The organism is Anaerotaenia torta (genome assembly GCF_050433395.1).
Classification (GTDB): Bacteria; Bacillota; Clostridia; order Lachnospirales; family Lachnospiraceae; genus Mobilitalea; species Mobilitalea torta.
The window spans coordinates 443,399-468,896 of the sequence record NZ_JBNPXH010000003.1; the positions used below are offsets into that span (position 1 = coordinate 443,399).

A 25,498-nucleotide genomic window follows, 5' to 3' on the forward strand; every position below is an offset into this window, starting at 1 on the left:
ATGGATAATCGCTGTTAATTTATGAATTATTTATAGAAACAAAGAAAAATCATAGTTGGAGATTATTTCTTATTTATTCGGAATTAACAATTTAGAAATGAAATAATTATTAAAAGTATATAATTTAACCATAGATTATTGACGAAACCAATGTTTTGGGGTATGATATACATACATTGAAAAAATATGATAATAAATGAACTAACATGAATATTTGTGATGGGCTGTATCAGGAGGAGGTTTGCAATGACTCACTATAATTAATGATGCATCTTGTGAAACATTATTTATTGTTAAGAATTCAAAGATGTAAGGAGTGTGGAGATGATAGTAAACAATGAAAAAAGTAAAACAAACAAAATTATGCCTGTGATAATAGCATTACTTGCAGTTGCCGCCTTTTTGATCTTATTGATCCCTGCTTTTAACCCCATGAGGTTCCTGTCTTCCCTTGGTGATTGGACCTATCTGCATTTTTTGGGTAATGCGATGCAGGTGGATAAATTGTTTACTGCAAGCTTTCCTGGGATAAGGGAATTTTTCGGTAACAATGCAATTGCTGTTTTTTGCGGATTTATTATTGGTATTTTCGTGATCGCCCAGTTAATCGGCGGGATATTGGTATTAGCTGATAACTCAAAATTAAGAGCCCGTGGATTGTTGTTCCTGATGATTTTTTCTGCACTTAATTTTGTGGCAAATCTGGTGATTGTCGTAAATTCGGTCAGTGCCAACAGCAGTGCCGTGGATCTGGGTTACGCCGATCTGGGAATCCACTATGAAATTCCTGTAGGCACCGTTGTTTTTATGCTGCTGGCTGTTGCTCAGTTTATCGTAGTTAAGCTTTACCGCAGAAGAGTTTTGATCGAGAGAAACCTATATATAAAGATGACTCACAGGGAAAAGGTTGAAAACCTCAAGGGCTTTGCTTTTATCTCGCCCTATATTATAGGTTTTACCTGTTTTACGGCCTTTCCTTTGATTTTTTCCTTCTTCTCATCTTTTACATATTATAATATTACTGCTGTCCAGAAGTGGTATGGCGTAAATAATTTTGTAAATTTATTTGTAAAAGATGATTATTTTCTGAAAAGCTTATATAACACGGTATGGTATGTCGTTGTGAGTGTGCCGGCTGCCATTGTTTTTGCCATGCTTTTTGCATTGCTGATGAATATGAAAAGCATCAAGGGATTGCGGTTTTTCCGGACGGTTTATTATCTTCCTTCCGTATTATCCGGTGTCGCGGTTTTCCTGCTGTGGCAGTGGGTATTGGATCCTGGTTCGGGACTGGTAAATAACGGACTTGCATTGCTTGGTATTCGCGGACCGGCATGGCTTTATGATGCCGCATGGACAAAACCGGCGCTGGTATTGATGAAAATATGGGGTGTCGGCGGCAGCACCATCATTCTTTTGTCGGCTTTGCAGTCAGTACCCCAGGAATTATATGAGGCTTCTGCCATTGACGGGGCGACGGGCTTTCGAAAGTTCTTCCATATTACCTTACCAATGATTTCGCCAACTCTGTTCTTTGTCATGGTAACTGGTGTCAGCGGCGCGTTCCAGGTATTTGACTCGGCCTATATTATGATGGACGGCAAGGGAGGACCTAATAATTCCCTGCTTTTCTACAATGTCCATCTGTTTAATACTGCCATGAAGGATCAGCAGATGGGGGTTGCCAGTGCAATGGCCTGGATACTGTTTGCAATTATCATGGTATTCACGGTAATTCAAATGATTGGCTCCAGGAAGTGGGTTCATTATGAAGGGGGCAGTGATAAAAAATGATAAATGGGGCTGAGAAAATGAGTAATACAGAGAATAAAAGAAACGAAAACAAAATAAAAAATAGAAAGAATGGGGCGAAGCTGTCGGAATCCATCAGCTTCCGTTCGAAGATAGCCGGATTATCAGGAACGCTGCTCTTGTTATTTGGCTCCATACTGGTGCTTTATCCTCTGATCTGGATGATATCCACTGCTTTAAAATCAGATGCGGAGGTAATGATTAACCCTTCCCTGATTCCCAACAGCATACGATGGGATAACTTTTCCAAGGCATGGAATTCGGCGCCCTTTGATATCTATTTCCGTAATACCGTATTTATTACGGCACTTGTATTGATTGGTGCGCTGATTTCCAATACCCTGGTTGCCTACGGTTTTGCGAAGCTTAACTTCAAAGGAAAGAACACAATTTTTATGTGTGTTCTCGGCACAATGATGATTCCGGGCATGGTGACCATGATCCCTTCCTATGTGCTGTTTTCAAAAATTGGATGGGTGGGAACCTATCTGCCTTTAATTATTCCGGCATTCACCGGCGGGGCATATAATATTTTCCTTCTGCGTCAATCCTTTATGGGAATCAACAAGGCTTATTCCGATGCTGCAATGATTGAAGGCGCAGGAGAATTGAAGATTTTAACCAAAATCTACATTCCTCTGGCCCGTCCGGTTTTGACAACCATTGCGGTATTCACCTTCAATGGTACCTGGAACGACTACTTTGGGCCTATGTTGTACTTAAATGATGAGATGATGTATACGCTTCAGCTTGGACTTCGTACCTTCCGCGGAAGCGCTGGTGTGGAGTGGCAGAAGTTCATGGCTGCCTCCCTGATTGTGCTTATACCCACGGTGGTTCTGTATTTCTTTATGCAGAAGTACATCATTCAAAGCGTGGCAATCGGAGGAGTAAAAGGGTAAGAATGACAATAATAGTCACAAATCGTGCTAAAAAATAGCAAGGGATGAACATTATTTGATTAGAAATGAAAATAAATGAAAATTTCTATTGACAAGGGTAACGATAGGGTATAATATATAAATATAAAGTTAAAAGGAAATGACTGAAAACTATACAAAATAAACAAATACAAGTCATTTTCTAATATCAATAAGGAGGAAGTATTTATGAAAAGAATGAGGCATTTAGTAGCTTTGATGCTCAGTATCCTGCTTGTGGCACTTACATTCTCCGCTTGTAAGAGCGAAGACGGCTCCAAGGATACCAGCAAAGACAATGGCCAGGCAGCACCGACAGCAGCAGCGGATCAGGGTGAGCCTTCGGAGGGAGTCAGCACGGATAAGGGTCCCGTTTCCCTGCGTATGTGGGCACACTGGGGATCAGAGCAGCGTCGTCCCACCATTGAGAAGATTGTAAAGAAGTTCAATGAAACCTATGCCGATCGTCAGATTTCCGTAGAATATGTATATGTACCTTTCGGAGATTTGGAAACCAAAATGATCGCATCCGTTACTGCCGGCAATCCTGCCAATGTTGTTATTACCGCTATCGAAGATACCAATGTAAAGGCAATGCGTAACCAGGCAATGGATATCACCAATTATCTGTCTGATGGAATTTCACAGAAGTTTTATGATAAATATTGGGATATGGTGAAATATAATGACAAAATATACGCAATTCCCTTCAATACGGATACACGTCTGGTGTTCTACAATAAGACGATGTTCAAGGATGCGGGTGTAAATGCAGAAGATATCAAGACCTGGGATGATATGATTGCAGCATGCAAAAAGCTGGATGAAAAGTTTACGGGAAATGGCAACTATATGCTTGCCTTTAATCCGATCCTCGGAAACTTTGGCTTTGACACCTTAGCCATCAACAACGGCGGAGGAGTCTTTGACAGCAACCTGGATCCTAACATTCCTACCATGAACAGCAAAGAGAATATTGAGACTCTGGAGCACATGAAGGTATATGCGGATATGTACGGACAGGAGCTGGTTCAGGCAGCGATTGCAGCGAATGCAGGCGGCGCACAGGATTTATTCCTCTCCGGTAAAGTAGCAATGCTGGGTAATGTATGTAACTATATTGCAACAATCGATACGTACAATGCGGAAGCTCAGGTGGATTACGGTGTATTTCCTTATCCGGCAGGTCCCTCCAGCAAGACTGGCGTACCCTCTGCATGGGGCGGCGGCTTTGTATGTACCGTACCTTACGGAGCACAGAATCCGGAAGAGTCAACCTTGTTAGCTGAGTTCATGGCTACAGAAGGCGCAAAAATCTGGGCAGAAGAGCAAAAAGACGTTATGTGCAGCATTGAAGCAAATGAAAATCCTGTAATGGCATCCTTTGTTGGCTGGACAGAAACTATGGCAATGATGGAGAGTACCTTCGGTACCCGCAGACATCCTTTTATACCAAATGCAGCCACTTTCAAGGACGAAGCAGTGGATTCGATTGTTAAGAATTACACATCAACCGATGTAAAGGCAGCATTAGATACAGCGCAGCAGAAAATTGAAGCTAAGATTGAAGAAGAAAAATTCATCTTCGGCGAATAATAATGATCCGCAGAGCGGCACGATAGCCGCCGCCGATGCAGCTTAGATGTTTTTAAAAAGGCAGTCTGTTTATTCAGGATGAAACAGGCTGCCTTTTTCTACCTTGCTTTTTAAAGGGGGAAGATGAAAAAGTGTGATATTCTGAAAATAGCGGAAAATAAAATTCGATTTAGAGCCAAAAAAGATCATAATAAATCAATAAATATTCAAAAAATGTCATTTGGAGCTTGTAATTATGATGTAAACATGATAATATCTAAATATAAACGGATGATATGAAAGGACCGGGAAGGGGGAGGCGTCATAAAAAAGATAGTGATTATTCATACAACTCCTGCTACGGTAGAGAGTTTGCCCAAACTAATGAAAAGCATCATGGGAGAGGTTACTGTCATCAATCTTTTGGATGATTCCATGCTTCAGGATATGATTCATGGCTACTTGGCAAAAGAGGTGGAAAAGCGTTGGATAAAGTACAGCGAAATCGCAGCTTCTATGGGGGCAGATGCTGTTCTCAGCGCCTGTTCTTCTGTTGGGGAATTTGCGGAAAAAGCGGGGGAGTATCTGAAGATTCCGGTGTACCGCATTGATGAAGCGATGGCGGAGCGTGCCGTAGAGATTGGAACAACCATAAGTATTTTTGCCACCTTATCAACCACTCTGGAACCAACGGTGAACCTGATCAGGCGGAAGGCATCCGCTGCAGGGAAGGAATGCGTCATCCATACGGTTTTGGTGTCCGGTGCTTATGAGGAATTAATGAAAGGCAACCGTGGGCTTCATAATCAGAAGATTCAGGAGGCTGTACTAAAACACTCGGATTCCGACGTCCTGGTATTGGCCCAGGCTTCTATGGCTTCCGCATTGGAAGGGCTCCGGGGAATTGACGCCAGCAAGGTATTAACAAGCCCTGTGCTGGGAGTGGAAAAGCTGAAGAAGGATTTGCAACTATAAAAATCAGAGGAAGGCGGTAGTATGATTGAATGCTTCAGATAAGATGGAAGATGAGAAGTTCTTTATCGGAATTGATATCGGTACGACTCATATCAAATCAGCCGTATTTCATGGATGTGGTAAACTGCTTGCCCTGGCAAGAGAAACGACACCGGCGGCAAGCGATGAACACGGTCCAATCTATGATCCTCTAAAAATCTATGGCATTGTCAAAAATCAGTTAAGGCAGTGGCTGGAGCAATATGGACCGATTCAGGGGATTTCCGTTACCGGCATGGCGGAAGCAGGGCTTATGATGAATAAAGTCACCAATAAGGAAGAAACACCGGTTCTTCCTTGGTTTGATCAAAGAACCGCAGAGCTGTCCGCCGGAATAACAAAGGAAGAAGAGTATGGCTATTTTAAGCGGACCGGACTCCGCAACAGCTATAAATACGGAATTTATAAATACCTCTGGCTGCTGGAGCGCAGCAGAGTGAGGAAAGAAGACACGCTGTGGCTTTCGATTTGTGACTATATTGCCTGGAAGCTGACAGGCAGCTATGCTACGGATCCCAGCTTTGCTGCAAGAACTTATGTATATGATATTGTGAATCATGGCTGGGATATAGACCGGCTGTCGGGATATGGGCTTACTCCGGCGAATTTTCCGACGGTGCTGTGCGCGGGTGAGACGGTTGGATATCTGTCGGAGCCGGAGCTTATGCCGATGTCAAACAAGACGGCCGTACCTGTATGCATCGGCGGGCATGATCATGTATGTGCTGCTTATGCAGTGCTAAGCGAAGAGAGAAACCGGATATGTAACAGCATTGGAACAGCAGAAACCTATTTGGGAGTGGATGAGTATTTCTCCATGTCGAAGGAAGGTTATGACTCCGGTATGGTGTATGGTCCCTTTTTTAATAGGAAGGAATATTTCTGGATGGCGAATATCTCCTCCTCCGGACAGTCCCTTTCCTGGTTTTGCAGGCAATTGCAGATGGAGGAAATCTCTTATTCCAAGATGAACGAACTGGTGGCTGCCTTAGGGCAGGAACCGACGGATATCCTCTTTTATCCCTATCTGTCGGGGATTGGAACACCTCTGTTCCGGTCCGATGTCAGCGGAGCTATTCTGGGGCTTAGAGAGGGCCATGACGCCGGGCATGTGATAAAAGCCATTATGGAAGGAATTAATTATCAGGGAAAATGGATTCTATCCCTGGTTCCAGGGATGGATGCGGCCCGGGTGAAGGATGTCGTCTGTGTCGGCGGTGCGGTAAACAGCGCACCCTGGATGCAGATTAAGGCAAATGTATTAGGAATACCGGTGACTGTTCCTGGGATTACGGAAGCATCCCTGCTGGGAACGGTGGCTGTAATGATAGAGCAGAACTGCGGTAGGGAAGAAAAAAAGCTGTTTTTAGAGGAAAGCCGGAAGAAGAACGGATATTATCAGGTGCATCCTGGGATAAATATTCAATATGAAGAAATATATAAGAACAAATACGCATTCCTGGCAGATAAGTTCCTGAACTAGGATGCAGACAGGAAGGATAGAGGTAATAGAATGACTAAGGTTGAGAATTTAACAAAAGTATTGGAACAAGGACATAAAAGCGGCTATGCGGTTGGCTCCTTTTCCCCCAGGTATACAAAGCTGATTTTGCCCATCATAAAAGCGGCCATTGACACGGTATCCCCTGTAATCATTCAGATTTCTGAAAAAGAGGTTTATCGCCATAAGGTGGCAATCAAAGATTTTGCGGAAGAATTTTTCCGTGTTGTAGAGGAATTGCAGCCCTGTGTTCCCGTCGTTCTCCATTTGGATCATACGAAGGATTTTGAAATTATTAAACAGGCCATTGCAGCTGGATTCACATCCGTTATGATTGATGCCTCCGAGCATGAGTTCAACAAAAATGTGGAGCTGAGCAAGCAGACGGTTGATTATGCCCACCCCTACGGAGTTACGGTGGAAGCGGAGCTTGGCAGGATCGGCACTACGGATTTTGTGGAAACGGATCATGATGAAGAATTCTTTACGGTTCCGGAGGAAGCGAAGGAATTCTGTGAGCGGACCAGAGTGGATGCGCTGGCGGTTTCCGTCGGTACGGCCCATGGAAGCTATACTGTGAGACAACCGAGAATAGATTATGAAAGATTGGAGCATATTAATCGGCTGGTAGATACTCCGTTGGTGCTTCACGGCGGTTCCGGAGTTCCCAGCGAGATGGTGATCAAAGCAGTAAGAATGACTTCCGGAGGAGTCAGCAAGGTGAATATTGCCACAGATGTAGAACAGTCCATGCTGCATGTCTTAGGAAAAGAAACGCATATGACGGAAGAGGAGTTAAACGGCTATTCCGGTGAAATGCTTGAAAAGGCAAGACAGGCGGTTTATGAATTGGTAAAAGAGAAGATCAATGATTATTTATTGAGTGCAGGTAAGGCAATATAGGATAAAGCCTGCGGCAAATGGAGGTATCTATGAAGGATAAGAAGCTACATATGATAGGGAATGCACATTTGGATCCGGTATGGCTGTGGAACTGGCAAGAGGGGTTTCAGGAAGTAAAGGCAACCTTTCAGTCGGCGCTGGACCGTATGAAGGAAAGTGAAGATTTTATCTTCTCCTGCAGCTCGGCGGCATTTTATGAATGGGTGGAAAAAAACAATCCCAGGATGTTTGAGGAGATTGTTCAAAGAATAGAAGAGGGCAGATGGGAAATCGTAGGAGGCTGGTACGTTCAGCCGGACTGCAATATACCCGGCGGAGAATCCTATGTCCGTCATGGCTTATACTCCCAGCGCTACTTCAAGAAAAAATTTGGCAGGATGGCAACAACAGGCTACAATGTGGACAGCTTCGGACATAACGGGAATCTTCCCCAGATTCTGAAGAAGAGCGGCATGGACAATTATGTGTTTATGCGTCCTATGCCTCTGGAAAAGGGGCTGCCGGGAAGAATCTTCTGGTGGAAGTCAGAGGATGGGTCGAAGGTATTGACCTACCGCATCCCCTACGAATACTGCTCCAGCGGAAAGGACCTGGAATATCATGCGAACCGCCTGAACTATGAGTTAAGGGATGGCGAAGATGAAATGATGATGTTCTACGGTGTGGGCAATCATGGCGGCGGCCCCACCAGGGAAAATATTAAAAGCATCCGTGAGTTGAATGAAAGGGAGGATATGCCGGTCTGCGAGATGAGCAGTACGGAAAACTTCTTCCAGGGCATAAAAAAGAGCGGCAAGGAATTTCCGGTGGTGTACGGCGACCTCCAGCATCATGCCAGCGGCTGTTATAGCGTTCATTCCGGTATCAAGCGCGGTAACCGGAAAGCGGAAACCTTGCTGGTAAATGCCGAGAAGTGGAGCACGATCTCCAATGTGGTTGAAAACCAGCCCTATCCTTCTGATTTTGAGCTGGCCTGGAAGGATGTAATGTTTAACCAGTTCCATGATATCTTAGCCGGAACCAGCATTGCTTCCGCATATGAGGATGCTTCCTATCTCCATGGAGAGGCGATGGCCATCGGCCAGAGAAACCTTAATTATGCCATTCAGGCATTGTCCTGGGATATCGGCATTGAGCTGGATGTGACGATGAAACCTATCGTTGTCTTCAATTCCCACAGCTGGGCGGGAAAGATGGCGATTGATCTGGAGATTCGCGGCCTGAGCAATGACAACTTCAGACTGACCGATGAACAGGGCAATATCATACCCGCCCAGCGGATACAGTCGGAGGCTACGGTGAACGGCCAGTCCCGCTTATTATTTGTGGCCGAATTGCCCGGCATGGGTTACAGAGTGTTTAAATTATATCTGAAGACGGAGGAAGCGCAGGTACTTCCCCATGTGGCAATCACCGAGACCACCGTTGAGAATGATAGATACCGCCTGGAATTCAATACCCAGAGCGGCTGTATCAAGAGCTTCTATGATAAAAAATGCGACTTGGAAATCCTGCGCCGGGAAGGGGCAAGGCTGGCGGTAATCGAAGACAAATCCGATACCTGGAGCCATAATATCTATAAATTTGATAAAGAAATTGCATCCATGGAAGCGGTAACAGTCCGCATTCTGGAGGACGGCCCCGTCAGATCCACCATGCGTGTAAAGAGCAAATACAGGGAGTCCTATGTGATTCAGGACTTCAGAGTATACAAGGAGCTGGACCATATCGAGGTAAAGGTCAACGTGGACTGGAGGGAACCCCAGACCATGCTGAAGCTGAAATTCCCTGTAAACTTTAATTTCAGGAAACCGACTTACGAAATTCCTTATGGATATATTGAGAAGAGTGCTAATGGTGAGGAAGAGCCGGGACAGACCTGGATTGATTTTTCCGGAGAGCATTTTAAGAATGGTATTCTTTATGGTCTGGGAATTGCCAACGACAGTAAATACAGCTATAGCTTTGATGTGGATGAGATGTCAATCACTCTGTTAAAGAATTCCGTATATGCACATCACGATCCCAAGGTGCTGGATCCGGAAGAGGAATATGTGTATGTGGATAATGGTATCCAGGAGATGACCTATGCCCTGCTTCCCCACGAAGGAGGTTGGAAGGATTCGGATATCATCCGCAGAGCCATGGAAATCAACCAGAAGCCGGTGACAGTAATTGAGACCTTCCATCAGGGCAGTCAGCCCCAGGTGCAGTCCTTTGTACAGGTTGACCGCAGGGAAATTGTAATCAGCGCCATGAAGGAAGCGGAGGATAAAGACGGTATTATCATTCGAGCCTATGAGACGATGAAGCGCCCGGTAGAGGCAGCTATAGAGCTTCCATTTATGGAGCGTACTGCCATGCTGCAGTTTAAGCCCTGTGAAATTAAGACAATCAAAGTACCGTATGACAAACATGCTGAAATTATGGAAGTAAACATGCTGGAATTCTAGATAAGCAAACTTCGCAGCGGAAAAGTACCTGCGATCCAAAGCTTGCAGGTACTGGAAAGGGGATGGTCATTATAATGAAAAAATTAACGGAACAATTATATGTCCATCAGGATACCTGCCGGGTATACATCATAAAAGAAGAGGAAAACGGCATTCTGATCGACTTTGGCAGCGGAGGTGTATTGGAAGAACTGCCGGAGATTGGAATAAAGCAGGTAACTGCAATTTTGGTAACCCATCATCACCGTGACCAGATTCAGGGATTAAAAATAGCGAATCAAAAGGACATTCCCATATGGGTTCCCCATCAGGAACAGGACTTGATCGCGGCGGCGGATGAGCTTTGGCAGAGAAGGGAAATTTTTAATAATTATAACAACCGCCAGGACCGTTTTTCCATCCTGAATTCTGTAGATATTGCGGGAACCCTTAAGGATTACGCGGCTTATACCTTTCATGGCAGAAGTTATCAGATTCTGCCGACTCCCGGGCATACCGCCGGTTCCATCTCAATTGCGGTGGGATTGGAGGATCAGAGGTTTTTGTTTACGGGAGATTTGATCTACCAGGAGGGAAAGCTTTGGTCCCTGGCAGCCACACAATGGACCTATAACGGCGGAGAGGGCATCCCTTATCATATTTTATCCCTCTTATCCGTGAAGGAGCAGGGCTTTGATCTCCTGCTGCCCTCCCATGGAGAAGCAATTACCTCCATGCACTGGATTGACATACTAATCGAACGGTTGGGACGGATGCTTAAGTTAAGAGGGCATAATCCGAGATTGATGCTGTTGAGGGAAAAGCCCTATGAAGAGATTACCCGGCATGTTCTTTTTAACCGTACCAGCATGTCCAACTCCTATGTTCTCCTGTCTGAAAGCGGGAAAGCTCTGATGATCGACTTCGGATACGATTTTATGGCGGGTCCGGCGGCGGGAGCGGACCGGAGCTCCCGCAGGCCCTGGCTTTACACCATCCCCAAGCTGATGAGCGATTACGGTGTTACCAGAATCGATGCATGTATTCCCACCCACTATCATGATGACCATGTAGCGGGCCTGAACCTGTTGAGGGAGGTGTATCAGGCAAGAATACTCTGTCCGGAGAACTTTGCGGATATTCTGGAGCAGCCGATGGAATATGATCTGCCCTGTCTTTGGTACGATCCGATTGCCGTGGATGAGAGATTGCCGTTAGCTCAGGCCTTCTGCTGGGAGGAATATGAGATTACACTGCATGAATTCTCCGGCCATACCAGGTATGGGGCGGCAATCGAATTCACGGCGGACTCAAAGAAATTCCTTTGCACCGGGGACCAGTATGCCTTTGGAGAAGGAATACAATGTAATTATGTCTATAAGAATAAGTTTGAATTTGATGATTTTATAAAAAGTGCCCGGCTGATCCGCAGAATTAAGCCGGATATTCTGCTGTCCGGACATTGGACGAAGCTGGATTATACACAGGAATTCCAGAAAAAGCTGGAGGAGCTGGGACGGGGGATTGATGAGCTGCACCGGGAACTCCTTCCGGAAGACGGATATGATAGGAAGCAGGAGGATTTTCCTGTCATTATGCGGCCCTACCAGAAGACAGTGAAGACGGAAGAAAGCTTTTTGCTGCAGATGCGGATTACCAATCCTTTTTCAGATAAAAAGTTAGTGAAAGCAAAGCTCATACTTCCAGAGGGCTTTAAAGGAATAGCTGATTTCGAGGCCGAGGCAGGCCCAGGGGAAATCATTTGCTTTGAAGCTGCAATCAAAGCTTCCGCACAGCCCGGACACCGGAATAGAATTGCCTGTGACTTGGTCTTCGGAAGCCAGCGCTTTGGACAGCAGGCGGAAATGCTTGTTACTGTAAAAGCATAGTCTGGTAAAAGCGGATATTAACAAAATATCAGACGCTGATAAAATGCATGCCCAGGAGTGGAGGGAAATATGTCAAATACGGTAATAATAGCAGATGATATCACAGGAGCAAATGATATTGGGATTATGTATGCCAAGGCCGGCCTGGACACGGTTGTATACAGCTATGACAAGCTGGGCGTACAGGAAGCCTGGACGGATGAAGTGACGATAATCGATACTAACTCCAGATTCTGTACCTATGAAGGAGCATACAGCAGAGTATATTCCGCTGTGAAATTATTTCATAAGCATGAGGTCCATCAGTTCATTGACAAGCAGTGCTCGGTATTTCGCGGCAATATCGGAGCGGAATTCGATGCGATGCTGGATGCGCTGGAGGAAGAATTTGCAGTTGTGATATTGGGATTTCCTGATAACGGCAGGACGACACGGCACGGAATACATTATGTACACGGAAGCAGGCTGGAAGAGAGCCAGTTCAGGAATGACCCGGTTCATCCGATGAAGCAGTCCGATCTGGTAGATATCCTTCAGGCCCAGACAAAGCGCAAGGTGGGTGCCATTTTTTATGAGATACTGGATCGGGGGATAGAGGCTTTAAGCCGTGAAATAAAGGAGAAGAAGAAAGAATGTAATTATATCATTCTGGACGTCCGGCATAACGAGGATTTGGCCTTGATCGCAGAAGCGGTTGAGAACGAGAAAATCATCTGCGGAAGTTCCGCCCTGGGGTATTATCTTGGAAAGAGAAAGAGCAAAGGAATACGGCAGAGCGTGCAGCCGTCTGCGAATGAAACGCCGGATGGCCGAAAGATACTTTGTATCGCTGGAAGCCTGACGCCGCAGACGAAAGCACAGCTTGCCCATATGAAAGCAAAGGATTACCCGGTGATTACCCTGGATACCATGAAGCTCTTTACAGAGGCGGAGCTTACCAGAGAGAAAAGCAGGATATTAAATGAATATCATGAGGCCTGCAATAAAAGCAAGATTGTAATTCTCCACGCTCTGAACGAAGAGGAGCAGGTGAAGCAGACCAAAGCTCTGGCGCTGCAAAACGGAATGGATAATACGGCGATTTCCTGCCTGGTGTCGGATACCCTGGCGGAGATAGCCAATATCATAGCCGTGCAATACAGCCTGAAAAAATTCATTATCTGCGGAGGGGACACCTCTGCCTCCTTCTGTGACCGGATGAAGATCAAGGGGATGAGAATCTGCGAAGAAATTGAACCCGGACTTCCGGTCTGTGAAAGTATCACAGAGCCTCATTATAAGCTGGTATTAAAATCCGGAAGCTTTGGTTCCGCGGAGTTTATTGAAAAAACAAGCGATCTTCTATCCCGCTGATTGATCTGTTGGAAGCCGGCGAACAAGTCGAAATGACGTTACTGTTCAGAGGGTGACAGACGGTATTATTATAAAAGGATGGTAACGGTATGAAAGAAATAAATTATCTGATACAATTAATGGAGGAGTATCCGGCACTTGCCCCCTGTAAGGAGGAGATACATAGGGCCTATACAATGCTCTGTGAGATCTACCGGCAGGGCAACAAGCTCCTGGTCTGCGGTAACGGCGGAAGCGGGGCGGATGCGGAGCATATCGTCGGTGAACTGATGAAGGAATTCTATATCCGGCGTCCCATCAAGCCGAAAAGAAAAGCGGCTTTGGCAGCTTACGGTGAGGACGGAAAAATGCTGGGCGAATATCTGCAGGAGGCACTTCCCGCAATAACCTTAACCAGCAACATAGCACTGTCCACCGCCTATGCCAATGATGCGAAGCCGGAGCTGGTCTTTGCCCAGCAGGTGTACGGCTATGGTGCGGAGGGAGATGTGCTGCTGGGAATCAGCACCTCCGGTAATTCAAAGAATGTCATCTATGCTCTAAAGACAGCGAAAGCAAAAGGAATGAAAACCCTTGGGTTCACCGGCCGGTCGGGCGGAGCCTTAAAGGAACTTTGTGATGTATGCATCTGTGCACCGAGCGATATTACTTACAAGGTGCAGGAATATCACTTGCCGATTTACCACACACTTTGCAGAATGGTGGAGGAGGTGTTTTTCGGATGAATTGCGTAGGCGGAGTTGACATCGGAGGAACAAAATGCGCGGTCAGCATCGGGGTCGTATCCGAAAAAGGAGTGGAGATTATTGATAAGATCAAATTCCCGACACCTGGGAACCCGGAGGAAGCAGTCGAGGAATTAGTAAACAATCTGAAACTTTTATCGGAGAAGTATCCGGACAAAAGGATGGAAAGCGTCGGTATAAGCTGCGGAAGCCCGTTGGATTCCGCAAGGGGATTGATCTTATCCCCGCCTCATCTGAGCAACTGGGATCATATCGACGTGGTGACTCCCTTTACAAAAGCCTTTGGCATACCGGCTGCGGTGCAAAATGATGCCAATGCCTGTGCTCTTGCAGAGTGGATGTGGGGTGCAGGAAAAGGGACGAAGAATATGATTTTCCTGACCTTTGGAACGGGACTGGGAGCTGGACTTGTCTTAAACGGGGATTTATATGCCGGGACCAATGATATGGCCGGGGAAGTAGGTCATATCCGCTTGGAGGAGGACGGCCCCGTGGGATACGGTAAGGCTGGTTCCTTTGAGGGCTTTTGCGGCGGTGCCGGTATAGCGAAGCTGGCAAAGTCCCTGGTACGGGAATACCGTGACAAGAATATGGAAACCCGTATCCTTACGATCCAGCCTGAGATTGCAAAGCTTACCACCGCCGATGTGGGCCAGGCTGCCTCCGAAGGGGATGGACTGGCCATCAGCATATTTAAAACGGTGGGAGAAAAGCTGGGGAAGGGAATATCGATTTTAATTGATGTACTTAATCCGGAGCGTATTATAATCGGCAGTATCTTCTTAAGACAGGAAAAGCTGTTACGGGATGCGATGGAGGCTGTCATAGCCAGGGAGGCCCTGAGCTGGAACCGTGAGGTATGCAAAATTGTCGCAGCGGGGTTGGGCGAAGAGGTCGGAGATTACGCGGCATTTTCCGTGGCGATGAATATCATTAGGAGGAGAGAAAAGTGAAGGTAAAAGATCCGCATTTTAAGCTGGAACGAATCAGAAAATATATAGATGAGGACATCCGGGGCACCAGAATCAGGGAATCTATCGAACTGCCGGTGTGGAAGTACCTGGAGACCACCATGGAGGAAAAGCTGGATGACGCTTATGCTATGGATTACGATGATTCTGCATGGTCGGATTTTAAGCTCTGGGATTCCTGGGGCGGATATGATAAGGTAGCATGGTTTCGCTGCAAAGTAACGATTCCGGAGCATTTTCTCGGGAAGACTCTTGCTTTTAAAGGTATCATCGGGCCTCGGGACGGCGGCGGATCTACGGCGGAAACGCTGCTGTACATCAACGGAAGACCGGTACAGGCCATTGATGTATGGCATGAAGAAGCCTTTTTGGATCCGGCAATCTATCAGGAGGGCAGGGAACTTCAAATCTCCCTTAAGAGCTGGAGCGGTGTTCTTGATATCCCCAAAGTAAGAGTCTTTAAGGAAGCAAAGCTGGCTGTGATTGATCCCAAGGTGGATAAATTTTATTTTATCATCGATACCCTGCTTAAGAGCGTGGAGCTTCTAAATGAGAATGATTTAAGAAGAATAAAGCTGACAAAGCTGTTAACCGATACCTTCCGGAGAGTGGATTTCCTTCATTTTAAGAAGGCTTCCTACTATGCTTCCATTGAAGCAGCCCTGGAATTCGTACAGGCAGGGCTTGAGGAGTACGCTAAAATAGATGAAATAAAACCCACGGTAACCGGTGTGGGCCATTCCCATATCGATATGGGATGGCTGTGGAGATACTCCGCAACCAGGGAGAAGGCCTCCAGAACCTTTTCCACGGTGCTGAACTTGATGAGGCTGTTTCCGGAATACCGCTTTATGCATTCCTCGCCCCAATTATATCAATGGATCAAGGAGGATTATCCTGAAATCTTCGCACAGGTCAAAGAAAAGATCCGGGAAGGCCAATGGGAGATAACCGGCGGCATGTGGGTGGAAGCCGATACCAATCTTCCCTCCGGGGAATCCCTGGTGCGCCAGTTCCTCTATGGAAAACGGTATATCAAGGAGGAATTCGGCAAGGATTCCAGGCTTTTGTGGCTTCCCGATGTATTTGGCTACAGCGCGGCCCTGCCCCAGATTATGAAAAAATCCGACATGGATTATTTTATGACCACAAAGATAAGCTGGAACCAGTTCAATCATTTCCCCTACGATACCTTTCTGTGGCGGGGAATCGACGGAAGCGAGATATTTACACATTTTATCACTACGCCGGACAATGGCTCCTGGTTCTACACCTATAATGGTCAGATGGAACCCCAGGAGGTAACGGGGATCTGGGAAAATTACCGGGATAAGAATAAGAATGACGAGCTTTTGCTAGCTTTCGGCTGGGGTGACGGCGGCGGCGGTCCGACCAGGGAGATGCTGGAGCGCGCCCGTGTTATGAAGAATATACCCGGAATACCAAGAGTGCAGATCGATCATACGGAGAATTATTTCAAACGCATCTATGACACCATCGCTCAGGAGGCACTTAATGTATGGGAGGGTGAATTGTATTTCGAGATGCATCGGGGAACCTATACCTCTCAGGCCTATACAAAGCGTGCAAACCGCAGGGCGGAAGTGTTAATGCATGACGTGGAGTTTTTAAGCATCCTGTCCGATGTGCTGAAGAACGAGGAAAAGTATCCGGATAAGACCATCAATAAAATGTGGGAAAAGATACTGTTAAACCAATTCCATGATGTATTGCCGGGGTCCTCCATCCGCCAGGTATATGAGGATTGCCGGGTAATCTATGAAGAAACCAAAAAGCAGGGCACAGAGTTTCTGTCCCAGGCAAAGGCAAGACTCTGCGGGGCGGCAGGGGAACCGGATGCGGTCGCCGTATTCAATACTGCCGGATGGGTAAGGGATGATATTGTATTGCTGCCCTATGCAGGCAAGGTGGTGCCGGGCGCCTCCTTCACGGACGGAAAGGGAGCGGCATTAAAGGCGCAGGAGACAGAGGAAGGAATGCTGGTCTTTGTGGAAGAGATACCGGCTTACGGCTTTAAGAAGATACTGATCTCCGGTCAGCGTCCGGAGGAGAAGGCATTGGATTTAAAGCTGACCCTTGACCATCTGGAGAATCGTTATTTCTCCATCGATTTCAATGAAGGAGGGGAAATCATATCCTTCTATGACAAGTTAAATTGCAGGCAAATCTGCGGCGGAGAGCCGATGAATGTTCTCAAAGCCTTTGAAGATAAGCCTCTTCGCTTTGATGCATGGGACATTGATGTATTCTATAAGGAAAAGCCCTATGGTCCCATGGAATTAATCAGCAGGGAAGTGGTTGAGGAGGGTCCGGTAAGGGGTGTACTGAGGCTGACTTGGAGCTTCAATGAGTCCGTCATTGCACAGGATGTTATTATCTATCAGGATAAGGACCGGATTGATTTTAAGACCATGGTATCCTGGAAGGAAAAGCAGGTATTATTAAAGGCCTTCTTCCCGGTGGATATTCATACCAACGAAGCGACCTATGAGATACAGTACGGCAACATCAAGCGTCCGACGCATACCAATACGGAATGGGATTTCGCCCGATTTGAGGTGTCCGCCCACAAGTGGGTGGATGTATCGGAAGGGGATTACGGCGTCTCCCTGCTGAATGACTGTAAATACGGTCATGACATCCATGAGAATGTCATTGGCCTGACCTTAATCAAATCAGCGATTCAACCGGATGAAACGGCAGACCGCTGTGAGCATAGCTTTACCTATTCCCTCTATCCGCACAGGGGAGGCTGGCAGGAGAGTAAAGTACAGCAGGAGGCGACACAGCTGAATGTTCCCCTGCTGGCAGAGCAGACGACCAGGAATTGCAGTAACAGTGATTCCTTTGGCTTCCTTCAAGTGGACTCGGATAATATTGTAATTGACACAATTAAGAAGGCGGAGGATGAAAAGGCCGTCATTGTTCGATTATACGAGTACAAAAACCGCAAAGGGAAACCGGTAACCATGAGCTTTGGGCTTCCTGTTACCAGAGTGGTGGAAACAAATATGATTGAGCGTGAGCTGGAAGAAGTACCAATAAAGAATAATGAAATCGAATTTAATATCACAGGCTATGAAGTAAAAACATTTAAATTATATTTTTAATGAATAGATAGAACCTCTGCGGCCTAACGTTTGCAGGCGTTGATGAAAGGCATACCGGCTAAGGCTCCGAGCGGTAAGGACCGTTTGATTTGGATTATTAGATGATGAGATGCCGAAAACCGGCATCATGGAGGGAAAGATGTTAAAGATAAGAGAGATCAGGATGACGTTGTCAATGGAGAACGGTATCGTATCCCTGCCTTATGAGGAAATATCAGAAACTGACCTGGGAAGCGTATACCGCTTTTGCGAGGAGGAGAAAAAAATCAATGCGTCGGTAACCCTGGAAGAAATTCAGGGTATTACAGCCGGAACGGTCAGGGTAGAGATTGAGAACCATCCCTTCCGGGAGAGCTTTAACCTGTGTGAGGCATCACCGGTTGAGGTAAGCGTCACATTTGATGAAGTCCCTAACCGTATGTGCGCTGCCTACCAGCACAGGGACTGGTGGAGCCGTCCGGCTTTCATCAGCACCTATGAGGAAATCCCGGAGAGGACGCAGGCCCTCTATCTCAAGGGAAAGGACCGCTTTGGCTTTGTTCTGCCAATCGCAGGGGATAAGACCAAAACCTATGTGACCAAAGGGACGAAGGATACCGTTACCTTTAAATTGACGGCTTATACTCCCGGTATCAACAGCATCAGCGATTACAGCTTTCTTCTGTCGGAGGGGGAGGATTTCTATGAGCTGACCCGAAAGGTAATGGAGGCCGCCTGTGCACTGAAGAAAGTTCCTGTCAGGGCGAAAAGGGAATATCCTCCGATGTTCGAATATTTCGGCTGGTGCAGCTGGGATGCCTTCTATACCGACATTACGGAAGCGAAGGTGCGAAGCAAAGCAGAAGAATTAAAGGAAAAGCGGGTTCCGGTCCGCTGGCTCCTGATGGATGACGGCTGGCTGAGTATCGAAAACCAGTGCCTTGTGGATTTTAAACCGGATTCCAGCAAATTCCCCAATGGCTTTAAGAAGCTGACTCGGGAGCTAAAGGAGAATTCCGAGATTGACTGGATTGGCGTATGGCATGCCCTCGGAGGCTACTGGGGCGGGGTTGGAGCTGCTTCGGAGCTGGCCCGGAAGGAAAGAGAGCATTTATACCGCACAAAAAACGGAAAGCTTATCCCCCATTACGAACCGGAGAAGGGCTTTGGCTTTTGGAAAAACTGGTATACCTATCTGAGCGACCAGGGAATAGATTTTGTTAAGGTGGACGGACAGAGCGCGCTGAAGAATTACTATAAGAACAATGAGGAAATCGGCAAGGCGGCAGCCGGAACCCATCAGGCTCTGGAGGGCGCGGTGGGTATGCTGATGAACGGCAATATCATAAACTGCATGGGAATGGCCGTGGAGAATGTCCTGAACCGTCCGGCTACCTGCATCTCCAGAAACAGTGATGATTTCGTGCCCGATGAAGAGCAGGGCTTTCGGGAACACATGCTCCAGAATGCCTATAATGCCTTATATCATGATTATGTCTATGTCTGCGACTGGGATATGTACTGGACCAACCATCCGGATGCCGGAAAGCATGCACTGGTACGTGCCATCAGCGGCGGCCCGGTCTATGTAAGCGACCGGATTGGAGAGACCATTTATGATGAAATCATGCCCTTGGTATATCATGACGGCAGGCTCCTGAGAATGGACCGCTGTGCAAAGCCGACCCTTGATTGTATCTTCGATTCACCCCTTGCCGGCCGTGCCCTAAAGCTTACCAATACGGTGAACAAAACCGGTGCGATTGCTGCTTTTCATATCAGCGAGCAGAAGGAAAGCATAGCAACACAGGTTTCGCCGTCGGAGATTGGCGAGCTGGAAGGAGAAGAGTTCGGAGCTTATAATTATTATGAAAAATCCTTCACAAGGCTGAAGCGTTCAGAAGCGCTTCGATTTGAGCTGGCCGAGAAGGAATATGCCCTTGTGCTATTCATCCCCATGAGAAATTCGGTGACACCAATCGGGCTCATTAATAAATATATGAGCGCCCATGCGGTGAAGTCTGTGTATGAGGCAGAAGCTTCCGCTGTTATAACTTTGAAGGAAGGCGGAATATTTGCTTACTATAAGGAAGAGAAGCCGGTGAAGATTGGAGTAAACGGAATCGACCGGACGGACCGGCTGAGGCAGGGGAACGGTTTCTATACCCTGGACTGCTCCGGGCTTCTGGGAGAGGTTGTCATATCCATCGAATAGAAGGATAATCAGTGACGGTGCAGAGCGCGCCGTAATGGAGGAAAGATTGAAAGAAATAGAATATATCAATAAAGGGAGGACCGGGTTCATGCCTGCATTTTCATGGCAATTTGTGCGGTAAAGGGCATGGATATAATAATGTACGAACAGGAACGAATTCAGTTAAAAGAGATCTGTAAGCTGTTATATGAGCGTCAGCTGGTAACCGCCAGTGACGGCAATATCAGCATGAGATTGAATGAGAAGCATATTATAATAACCCCATCCAGGAAGAACAAGGGATTGCTGTCGCCGGAGGATATGATTGTGACAGACCTTGACGGGAATGTGGCCGAGGGCAGGGGTAAGGCCTCCTCGGAGTTTTTGATGCACCGGGCGATCTATCAGAACCGGCCGGAGATAGGTGCCATTATCCATACCCATCCGGTCTATGCAACCGCTTTTGCGCTTGCCGGTAAGAATATACCGGATGACCATCTCATTGAAGCCAGGGTGATCCTCGGACCGACTGCTCTTGCAGAATACGGCACGCCAGGAACCCCGGAGATGGCGGAGGTAATCGCGCCCCATATCCGGAAGGTGAACAGCATTCTGCTAAAGAATCATGGGGCGATTACCTACGGTACGGATTTGATTGATGCTTATAACAGGATGGATGTGTTGGAGGCCGTAGCAAAGACAATTATAGTGTCAAGATTACTCGGTGATCCTGAAGTCATCAGCAAGGAGAATCTTGCGAAATTAAAAGGATAAAAAGAATTTGATAGTAATATCAGCAACAGTTCAGCCTGGGGTATTCTGACATCTTCTTTTTACTTGCTTTTCCTTCGTACGTTCAGAACGCTCCGCTTCACAAGATGTACTCAGTCAGTCTGCATAAAAAGAAGATGTCAGAATACCCCAGGCTGAACTGTTGCTAATATTATCAAAAAGAGGAGAATGCAATGAATATCGTATTGAATTTTATTGATTTAGATCCCGGGCTATGGCCGCCTGTGGACGAACTGCAGGAGCAGCTGAGCTTTACACTGGCAAAGGAGCCGGACACCGGCCTTAGGATAATAACACAGGCAGCAGAGGAAGGGCTTCGGGTAGTCTATGAAAAGGAGCAGGCTGTCATAGCTTATCATAATCCGGTTGAATTCTTCCGCGGACTGGGCTTATTGATAGAGGCAATCCGTGAGGGCAAGCCGTCCGACATTACGGAAAAGCCGGCATTTACCGGACTCACCTATATGCAGGACAATTCCAGGAATGCGGTCAGCAATATCCCGTCCGTCAAGAAAATGATACGCCAGCTTGCGCTGATGGGTTATCCCTCCCTTATGCTTTATACCGAGGATACGTATGAGCTGGAGGGCTATCCCTTCTTTGGCTATCAAAGAGGGCGATTTAGCAAAGCGGAATTGAAGGAGCTGGTGGCATATGCAGAGAGCTACGGTGTGGAGCTGATTCCCTGCATACAGACACTGGCACATCTGAATGCTATCTTTAAATGGAATGATTTCCAGGAGGTCCGTGATCTTGGGGATATTCTTTTGTGCGGCAAGGATAAAACCTACGCGCTCATTGAAGCGATGATTAAAACCTGTTCCGAGGTATTCCGGTCCGGGAAGATCAACATCGGCATGGATGAAGCGGAGATGCTAGGGCTTGGCAAATACTTAAAGCAGAATGGCTATACCAAACCCGATGAAATTATGGGCGAGCATCTGAAGAGAGTTCTGGACATTTGCGAAAAATACGGCTTCCGGGCGCTCATGTGGAGTGATATGTTCTTTAAAATGCTTCCCAACAACTCGGATTATTACAGCATGACAGCGGATATCACAGGGCAGATCAAGGATAAGGTCCCCGGTAATGTTACCTTGATTTACTGGGATTATTATTCCAGGAGCAAAGAAAAATACGACAATATGCTAAAACGTCATAAGCAATTGTCAGACAGCATCTGCTATGCCGGAGGAGCATGGAAATGGCAGGGCTTTGCGCCCCTGTTGCATCACAGCCTTATGATCGGAAAATTAGCCCTGCAAAGCTGCAGGGAGCATGGTATAACCGAGGTTATCGTTACCGGCTGGGGGGATAACGGAGCGGAGGCGGCTAATTTCTCGGTAGGTCCGGTATTACAGCTGTATGCGGAGCTCTGCTATAACGGCAGGGAAGAGGAGGAGCATCTTGGCAGACGCCTTTTCACCTGTACCAATATGGTTTATGAGGACTTTATGGAGCTGGCTTCCTTGAATCTCACCCCCGACAATCCGTCTCCGGGACGCGTATCCGTCGGACCGGCTAAGTACCTCTTCTACCAGGATGTATTGCAGGGCCTGTATGACAGGCATGTCGACGAGATGTCCTATCCCGGACATTATAAGAGCTGCCGTCAGATACTCGCCGGGATTGCAAATAAAAATAATGAGTACAGCTATCTCTTTGACACCCTGGCAAAGCTTGCCCATGTACTGGAGCTGAAATGCGACATGGGTATCCGTTTGAAAAGGGCCTATGATACCGGGGATTTGGAAAGCCTGGAAAGGATAGCAAAGGAGGAGTGCAAGGAATTGCTGGAACGGATTGAAGTATTCCATGCAGCATTTCGGAAGCAGTGGTATCTGGAGAATAAGCCCTTTGGTTTTGAGGTACAGGATATCAGAATCGGCGGGCTAAAGGAGCGTATCCGCTGTGTAAGCTGGACGGTGGAGCGTTACCTGGAGCATGAGGCTGACCGGATCGAGGAATTGGAGCAGGAGAGACTTTTACTTGATATCAGGGAGAACCCCGGGTACGCGACTCTTCCCCTTTACCATAATGAATGGAGCAGCATGGTTACGGCATCCGTACTGTAACCAAAGAGAACAAGTAAAACGGTGCCTGACACCGAAATATGGAGGTAACTGTGAAAAATAAAATTATGCTGATTACCTATGCGGACAGCTTTGGTAAGAACCTGAAAGAATTAAAAGAAATGCTGGATACTTATTTTAAAAGGGAAATCGGAGCAATCCATATTCTACCCTTTTTCCCTTCCTCCGGTGATCGGGGATTTGCGCCCCTGACCTATGAGAAGGTAGATCCGGACTTCGGAACATGGGAGGATATCGACGCAATTGCTGAGGATTATGAGCTGATGTACGATTTCATGATCAACCATCTCTCCAGAAGAAGCAAATACTTCCTGGACTTCATCGAGAAGCATGAGGATTCCGTCTATAAGGATATGTTCCTGAGATTTCATAAGTTTTGGCCCCAGGGAGAGCCTACGCCGGAGGAAGTGGCGGTATTGAATAAAAGAAAGCCTCACGCTCCCTGTGTGGATATTACCTTTGCGGACGGAACCACCGAGAAGATCTGGTGCACCTTTGGTGAGGAGCAGATGGATCTGGATATGAATTCGGATATTACCTGGGAATTTGTAGAGAGATCCCTGGAATGCTTAATGAAGCACGGCGCATCCATGATCCGTCTGGATGCCTTTGCGTTTGCCACCAAGAAACTGGGAACCTCCTGTTTCTTTGTCGAGCCTGAGATGTGGGAGTGTATGAAACGTGTGCAGGATATTCTGGACCGGAATAACATCCCTATGCTCCCGGAGATCCATGACCATTATAAAATACAGCAAAAGATCGCCGGCCATGGCTATTATATCTACGATTTTGCATTGCCGGTGCTGGTTCTTCACACCATTTATACCGGCAGCGGCCAGCGTCTTAAGAACTGGCTCAGGATGTGCCCACAGAAGCAGTATACAACCCTGGATACCCATGACGGTATCGGAACGGTGGATGTAAAGGATTTGTTAACGGATGAGGAAATCGATGCGGTATGCCATAAGACCCTGGAGCGCGGTGCTAACTTCAAGATGGATTACAGCGAGAAGGCAAAGGATAAGCCTGTGGTATACCAGATCAACTGTACCTATTACTCTGCCGTAGGCAGCGATGACGCCTATCTGTTATCAAGGGCCATTCAGTTCTTTGCACCGGGAATTCCCCAAGTATATTATATGGGACTTCTCGCCGGGGAAAATGATTATGAGCTTATGGAAAAAACGGATTTCCCCAGAAATATCAGCAGACATAATTATACTGCAGAGGAGATCAGGCAGGAGGTGGAAAAGCCCGTTGTAAAGAGGCTGAGCGCACTGATGCGTTTTCGTAATGAATATCCTGCCTTTGAGGAGGAATGCATTGTTGAGGATACGCAGGATGATTTACTTATCATCCGCAGGATAACCGGAGAGTATGAAGCTGTATTGTCCGCCAATTTGAAGGATTACAGCTTTGCCGTTTCCTACCGCAGTCACCTGACGAAGATTATGGAAACTTTGGATTATTAAATGAAGCAGGTATGCAGGAGGTAAAGGTAACCTTCGCCTCTGCAGGAAGGAAGAGCTGCTCTTTTCCTTTGGCTTTGGTTTGAGCTACACCATATTCGCCTATAGCGGCCTTATGAATGAGTTCTGATAAGCGAAAAAAGTTTAAAAAAATATAAAAAGCGAAAAATGTTTAAAAAAGCAGTTGACATTTCCGCTTTTAGAAGGTACAATGAAATCCGCCGCTGAAAAATGGCATTCATACCACAGAAAAAGATTTGAAGAAAATGAAAAAAGTGGTTGACATAATAAAGCGGATGTGATAAACTAAAAAAGTTGACGGTAAAACGAGAAACAAGAAATTAATCGTCGACAAAAGCACAATGCACCTTGATAACTGAACAGTGAAACAACCCTGAAATTCTAAAAAAATTGAAGTGTCACATGCACTTCAAGGGTCCAAAACAGAACACCGGCAGTCCTAGCGACGGTTGGATATCTGGAACGGATCCGTATAGATTTTCATTTATGCTGCTCTGAACAGGCAGCATAACGAACCGTATCAATACAGCAATGTAGTGATACACCACAAAAACAGTAAAGATAATGGATTGCTTGACGATATCATGCGTTGGTAACAACGCAGGGACATCATTAGCTAACGTTTATCTGACTGGATCAAAAACTTAAACATGAGAGTTTGATCCTGGCTCAGGATGAACGCTGGCGGCGTGCCTAACACATG

Annotated in this window: 16 protein-coding genes; all 16 read left to right on the top strand. The window is 46.6% G+C overall.

Features of this window, described 5'->3' with window-relative positions; translation table 11 throughout:
• The first annotated feature begins 369 nt into the window (after nucleotides 1–369).
• Nucleotides 370–1,794 (top strand): carbohydrate ABC transporter permease, encoded by a 1,425-nt coding sequence (locus HNQ56_RS07940; RefSeq protein ID WP_429144416.1) that lies wholly within the window; start codon nucleotides 370–372, stop codon nucleotides 1,792–1,794.
• Nucleotides 1,795–1,811: 17 nt separating this feature from the next.
• Entirely contained in the window at nucleotides 1,812–2,714 is a 903-nt protein-coding gene (locus tag HNQ56_RS07945; RefSeq protein ID WP_429144417.1) for a carbohydrate ABC transporter permease, read from the top strand.
• Nucleotides 2,715–2,921: 207 nt separating this feature from the next.
• Nucleotides 2,922–4,328, top strand: coding sequence for an extracellular solute-binding protein (locus tag HNQ56_RS07950; RefSeq protein WP_429144419.1), 1,407 nt, complete (start codon nucleotides 2,922–2,924; stop codon nucleotides 4,326–4,328).
• Nucleotides 4,329–4,643: 315 nt separating this feature from the next.
• Nucleotides 4,644–5,282, top strand: a complete 639-nt coding sequence (locus tag HNQ56_RS07955) for an aspartate/glutamate racemase family protein (protein ID WP_429144421.1) — start codon at nucleotides 4,644–4,646, stop codon at nucleotides 5,280–5,282.
• A 43-nt stretch (nucleotides 5,283–5,325) separates the two neighbouring features.
• Nucleotides 5,326–6,804: an FGGY-family carbohydrate kinase gene (locus HNQ56_RS07960; RefSeq protein WP_429144422.1), complete on the top strand. Its 1,479-nt coding sequence runs from the start codon at nucleotides 5,326–5,328 to the stop codon at nucleotides 6,802–6,804.
• 30 nt (nucleotides 6,805–6,834) lie between these two features.
• Nucleotides 6,835–7,725, top strand: a complete 891-nt coding sequence (locus tag HNQ56_RS07965) for a class II fructose-bisphosphate aldolase (RefSeq protein ID WP_429144424.1) — start codon at nucleotides 6,835–6,837, stop codon at nucleotides 7,723–7,725.
• A 29-nt stretch (nucleotides 7,726–7,754) separates the two neighbouring features.
• Nucleotides 7,755–10,178: an alpha-mannosidase gene (locus tag HNQ56_RS07970; RefSeq protein ID WP_429144426.1), complete on the top strand. Its 2,424-nt coding sequence runs from the start codon at nucleotides 7,755–7,757 to the stop codon at nucleotides 10,176–10,178.
• 74 nt (nucleotides 10,179–10,252) lie between these two features.
• Complete coding sequence (locus tag HNQ56_RS07975; RefSeq protein ID WP_429144428.1) at nucleotides 10,253–12,046, top strand: MBL fold metallo-hydrolase; 1,794 nt, start codon at nucleotides 10,253–10,255, stop codon at nucleotides 12,044–12,046.
• A gap of 69 nt (nucleotides 12,047–12,115) precedes the next feature.
• On the top strand, nucleotides 12,116–13,399 hold the full coding sequence (locus HNQ56_RS07980) for a four-carbon acid sugar kinase family protein (protein ID WP_429144430.1): 1,284 nt from the start codon (nucleotides 12,116–12,118) through the stop codon (nucleotides 13,397–13,399).
• A gap of 89 nt (nucleotides 13,400–13,488) precedes the next feature.
• Nucleotides 13,489–14,124, top strand: coding sequence for a D-sedoheptulose-7-phosphate isomerase (locus HNQ56_RS07985; RefSeq protein WP_429144432.1), 636 nt, complete (start codon nucleotides 13,489–13,491; stop codon nucleotides 14,122–14,124).
• Nucleotides 14,121–15,098: an ROK family protein gene (locus HNQ56_RS07990; RefSeq protein WP_429144434.1), complete on the top strand. Its 978-nt coding sequence runs from the start codon at nucleotides 14,121–14,123 to the stop codon at nucleotides 15,096–15,098. The genes HNQ56_RS07985 and HNQ56_RS07990 overlap by 4 nt, the downstream gene beginning before the upstream one ends.
• Nucleotides 15,095–18,247 (top strand): alpha-mannosidase, encoded by a 3,153-nt coding sequence (locus tag HNQ56_RS07995; protein WP_429144436.1) that lies wholly within the window; start codon nucleotides 15,095–15,097, stop codon nucleotides 18,245–18,247. Before HNQ56_RS07990 ends, HNQ56_RS07995 begins: the two co-directional genes overlap by 4 nt.
• Before the next feature lie 139 nt (nucleotides 18,248–18,386).
• Entirely contained in the window at nucleotides 18,387–20,441 is a 2,055-nt protein-coding gene (locus HNQ56_RS08000; RefSeq protein WP_429144438.1) for a Sip1-related alpha-galactosidase, read from the top strand.
• 102 nt (nucleotides 20,442–20,543) lie between these two features.
• Nucleotides 20,544–21,194, top strand: coding sequence for a class II aldolase/adducin family protein (locus tag HNQ56_RS08005; RefSeq protein WP_429144440.1), 651 nt, complete (start codon nucleotides 20,544–20,546; stop codon nucleotides 21,192–21,194).
• Between the two features lie 191 nt (nucleotides 21,195–21,385).
• Complete coding sequence (locus tag HNQ56_RS08010; RefSeq protein WP_429144441.1) at nucleotides 21,386–23,287, top strand: beta-N-acetylhexosaminidase; 1,902 nt, start codon at nucleotides 21,386–21,388, stop codon at nucleotides 23,285–23,287.
• Between the two features lie 50 nt (nucleotides 23,288–23,337).
• Nucleotides 23,338–24,777: a sucrose phosphorylase gene (gtfA, locus tag HNQ56_RS08015; RefSeq protein WP_429144442.1), complete on the top strand. Its 1,440-nt coding sequence runs from the start codon at nucleotides 23,338–23,340 to the stop codon at nucleotides 24,775–24,777.
• Nucleotides 24,778–25,498: the final 721 nt, after the last annotated feature.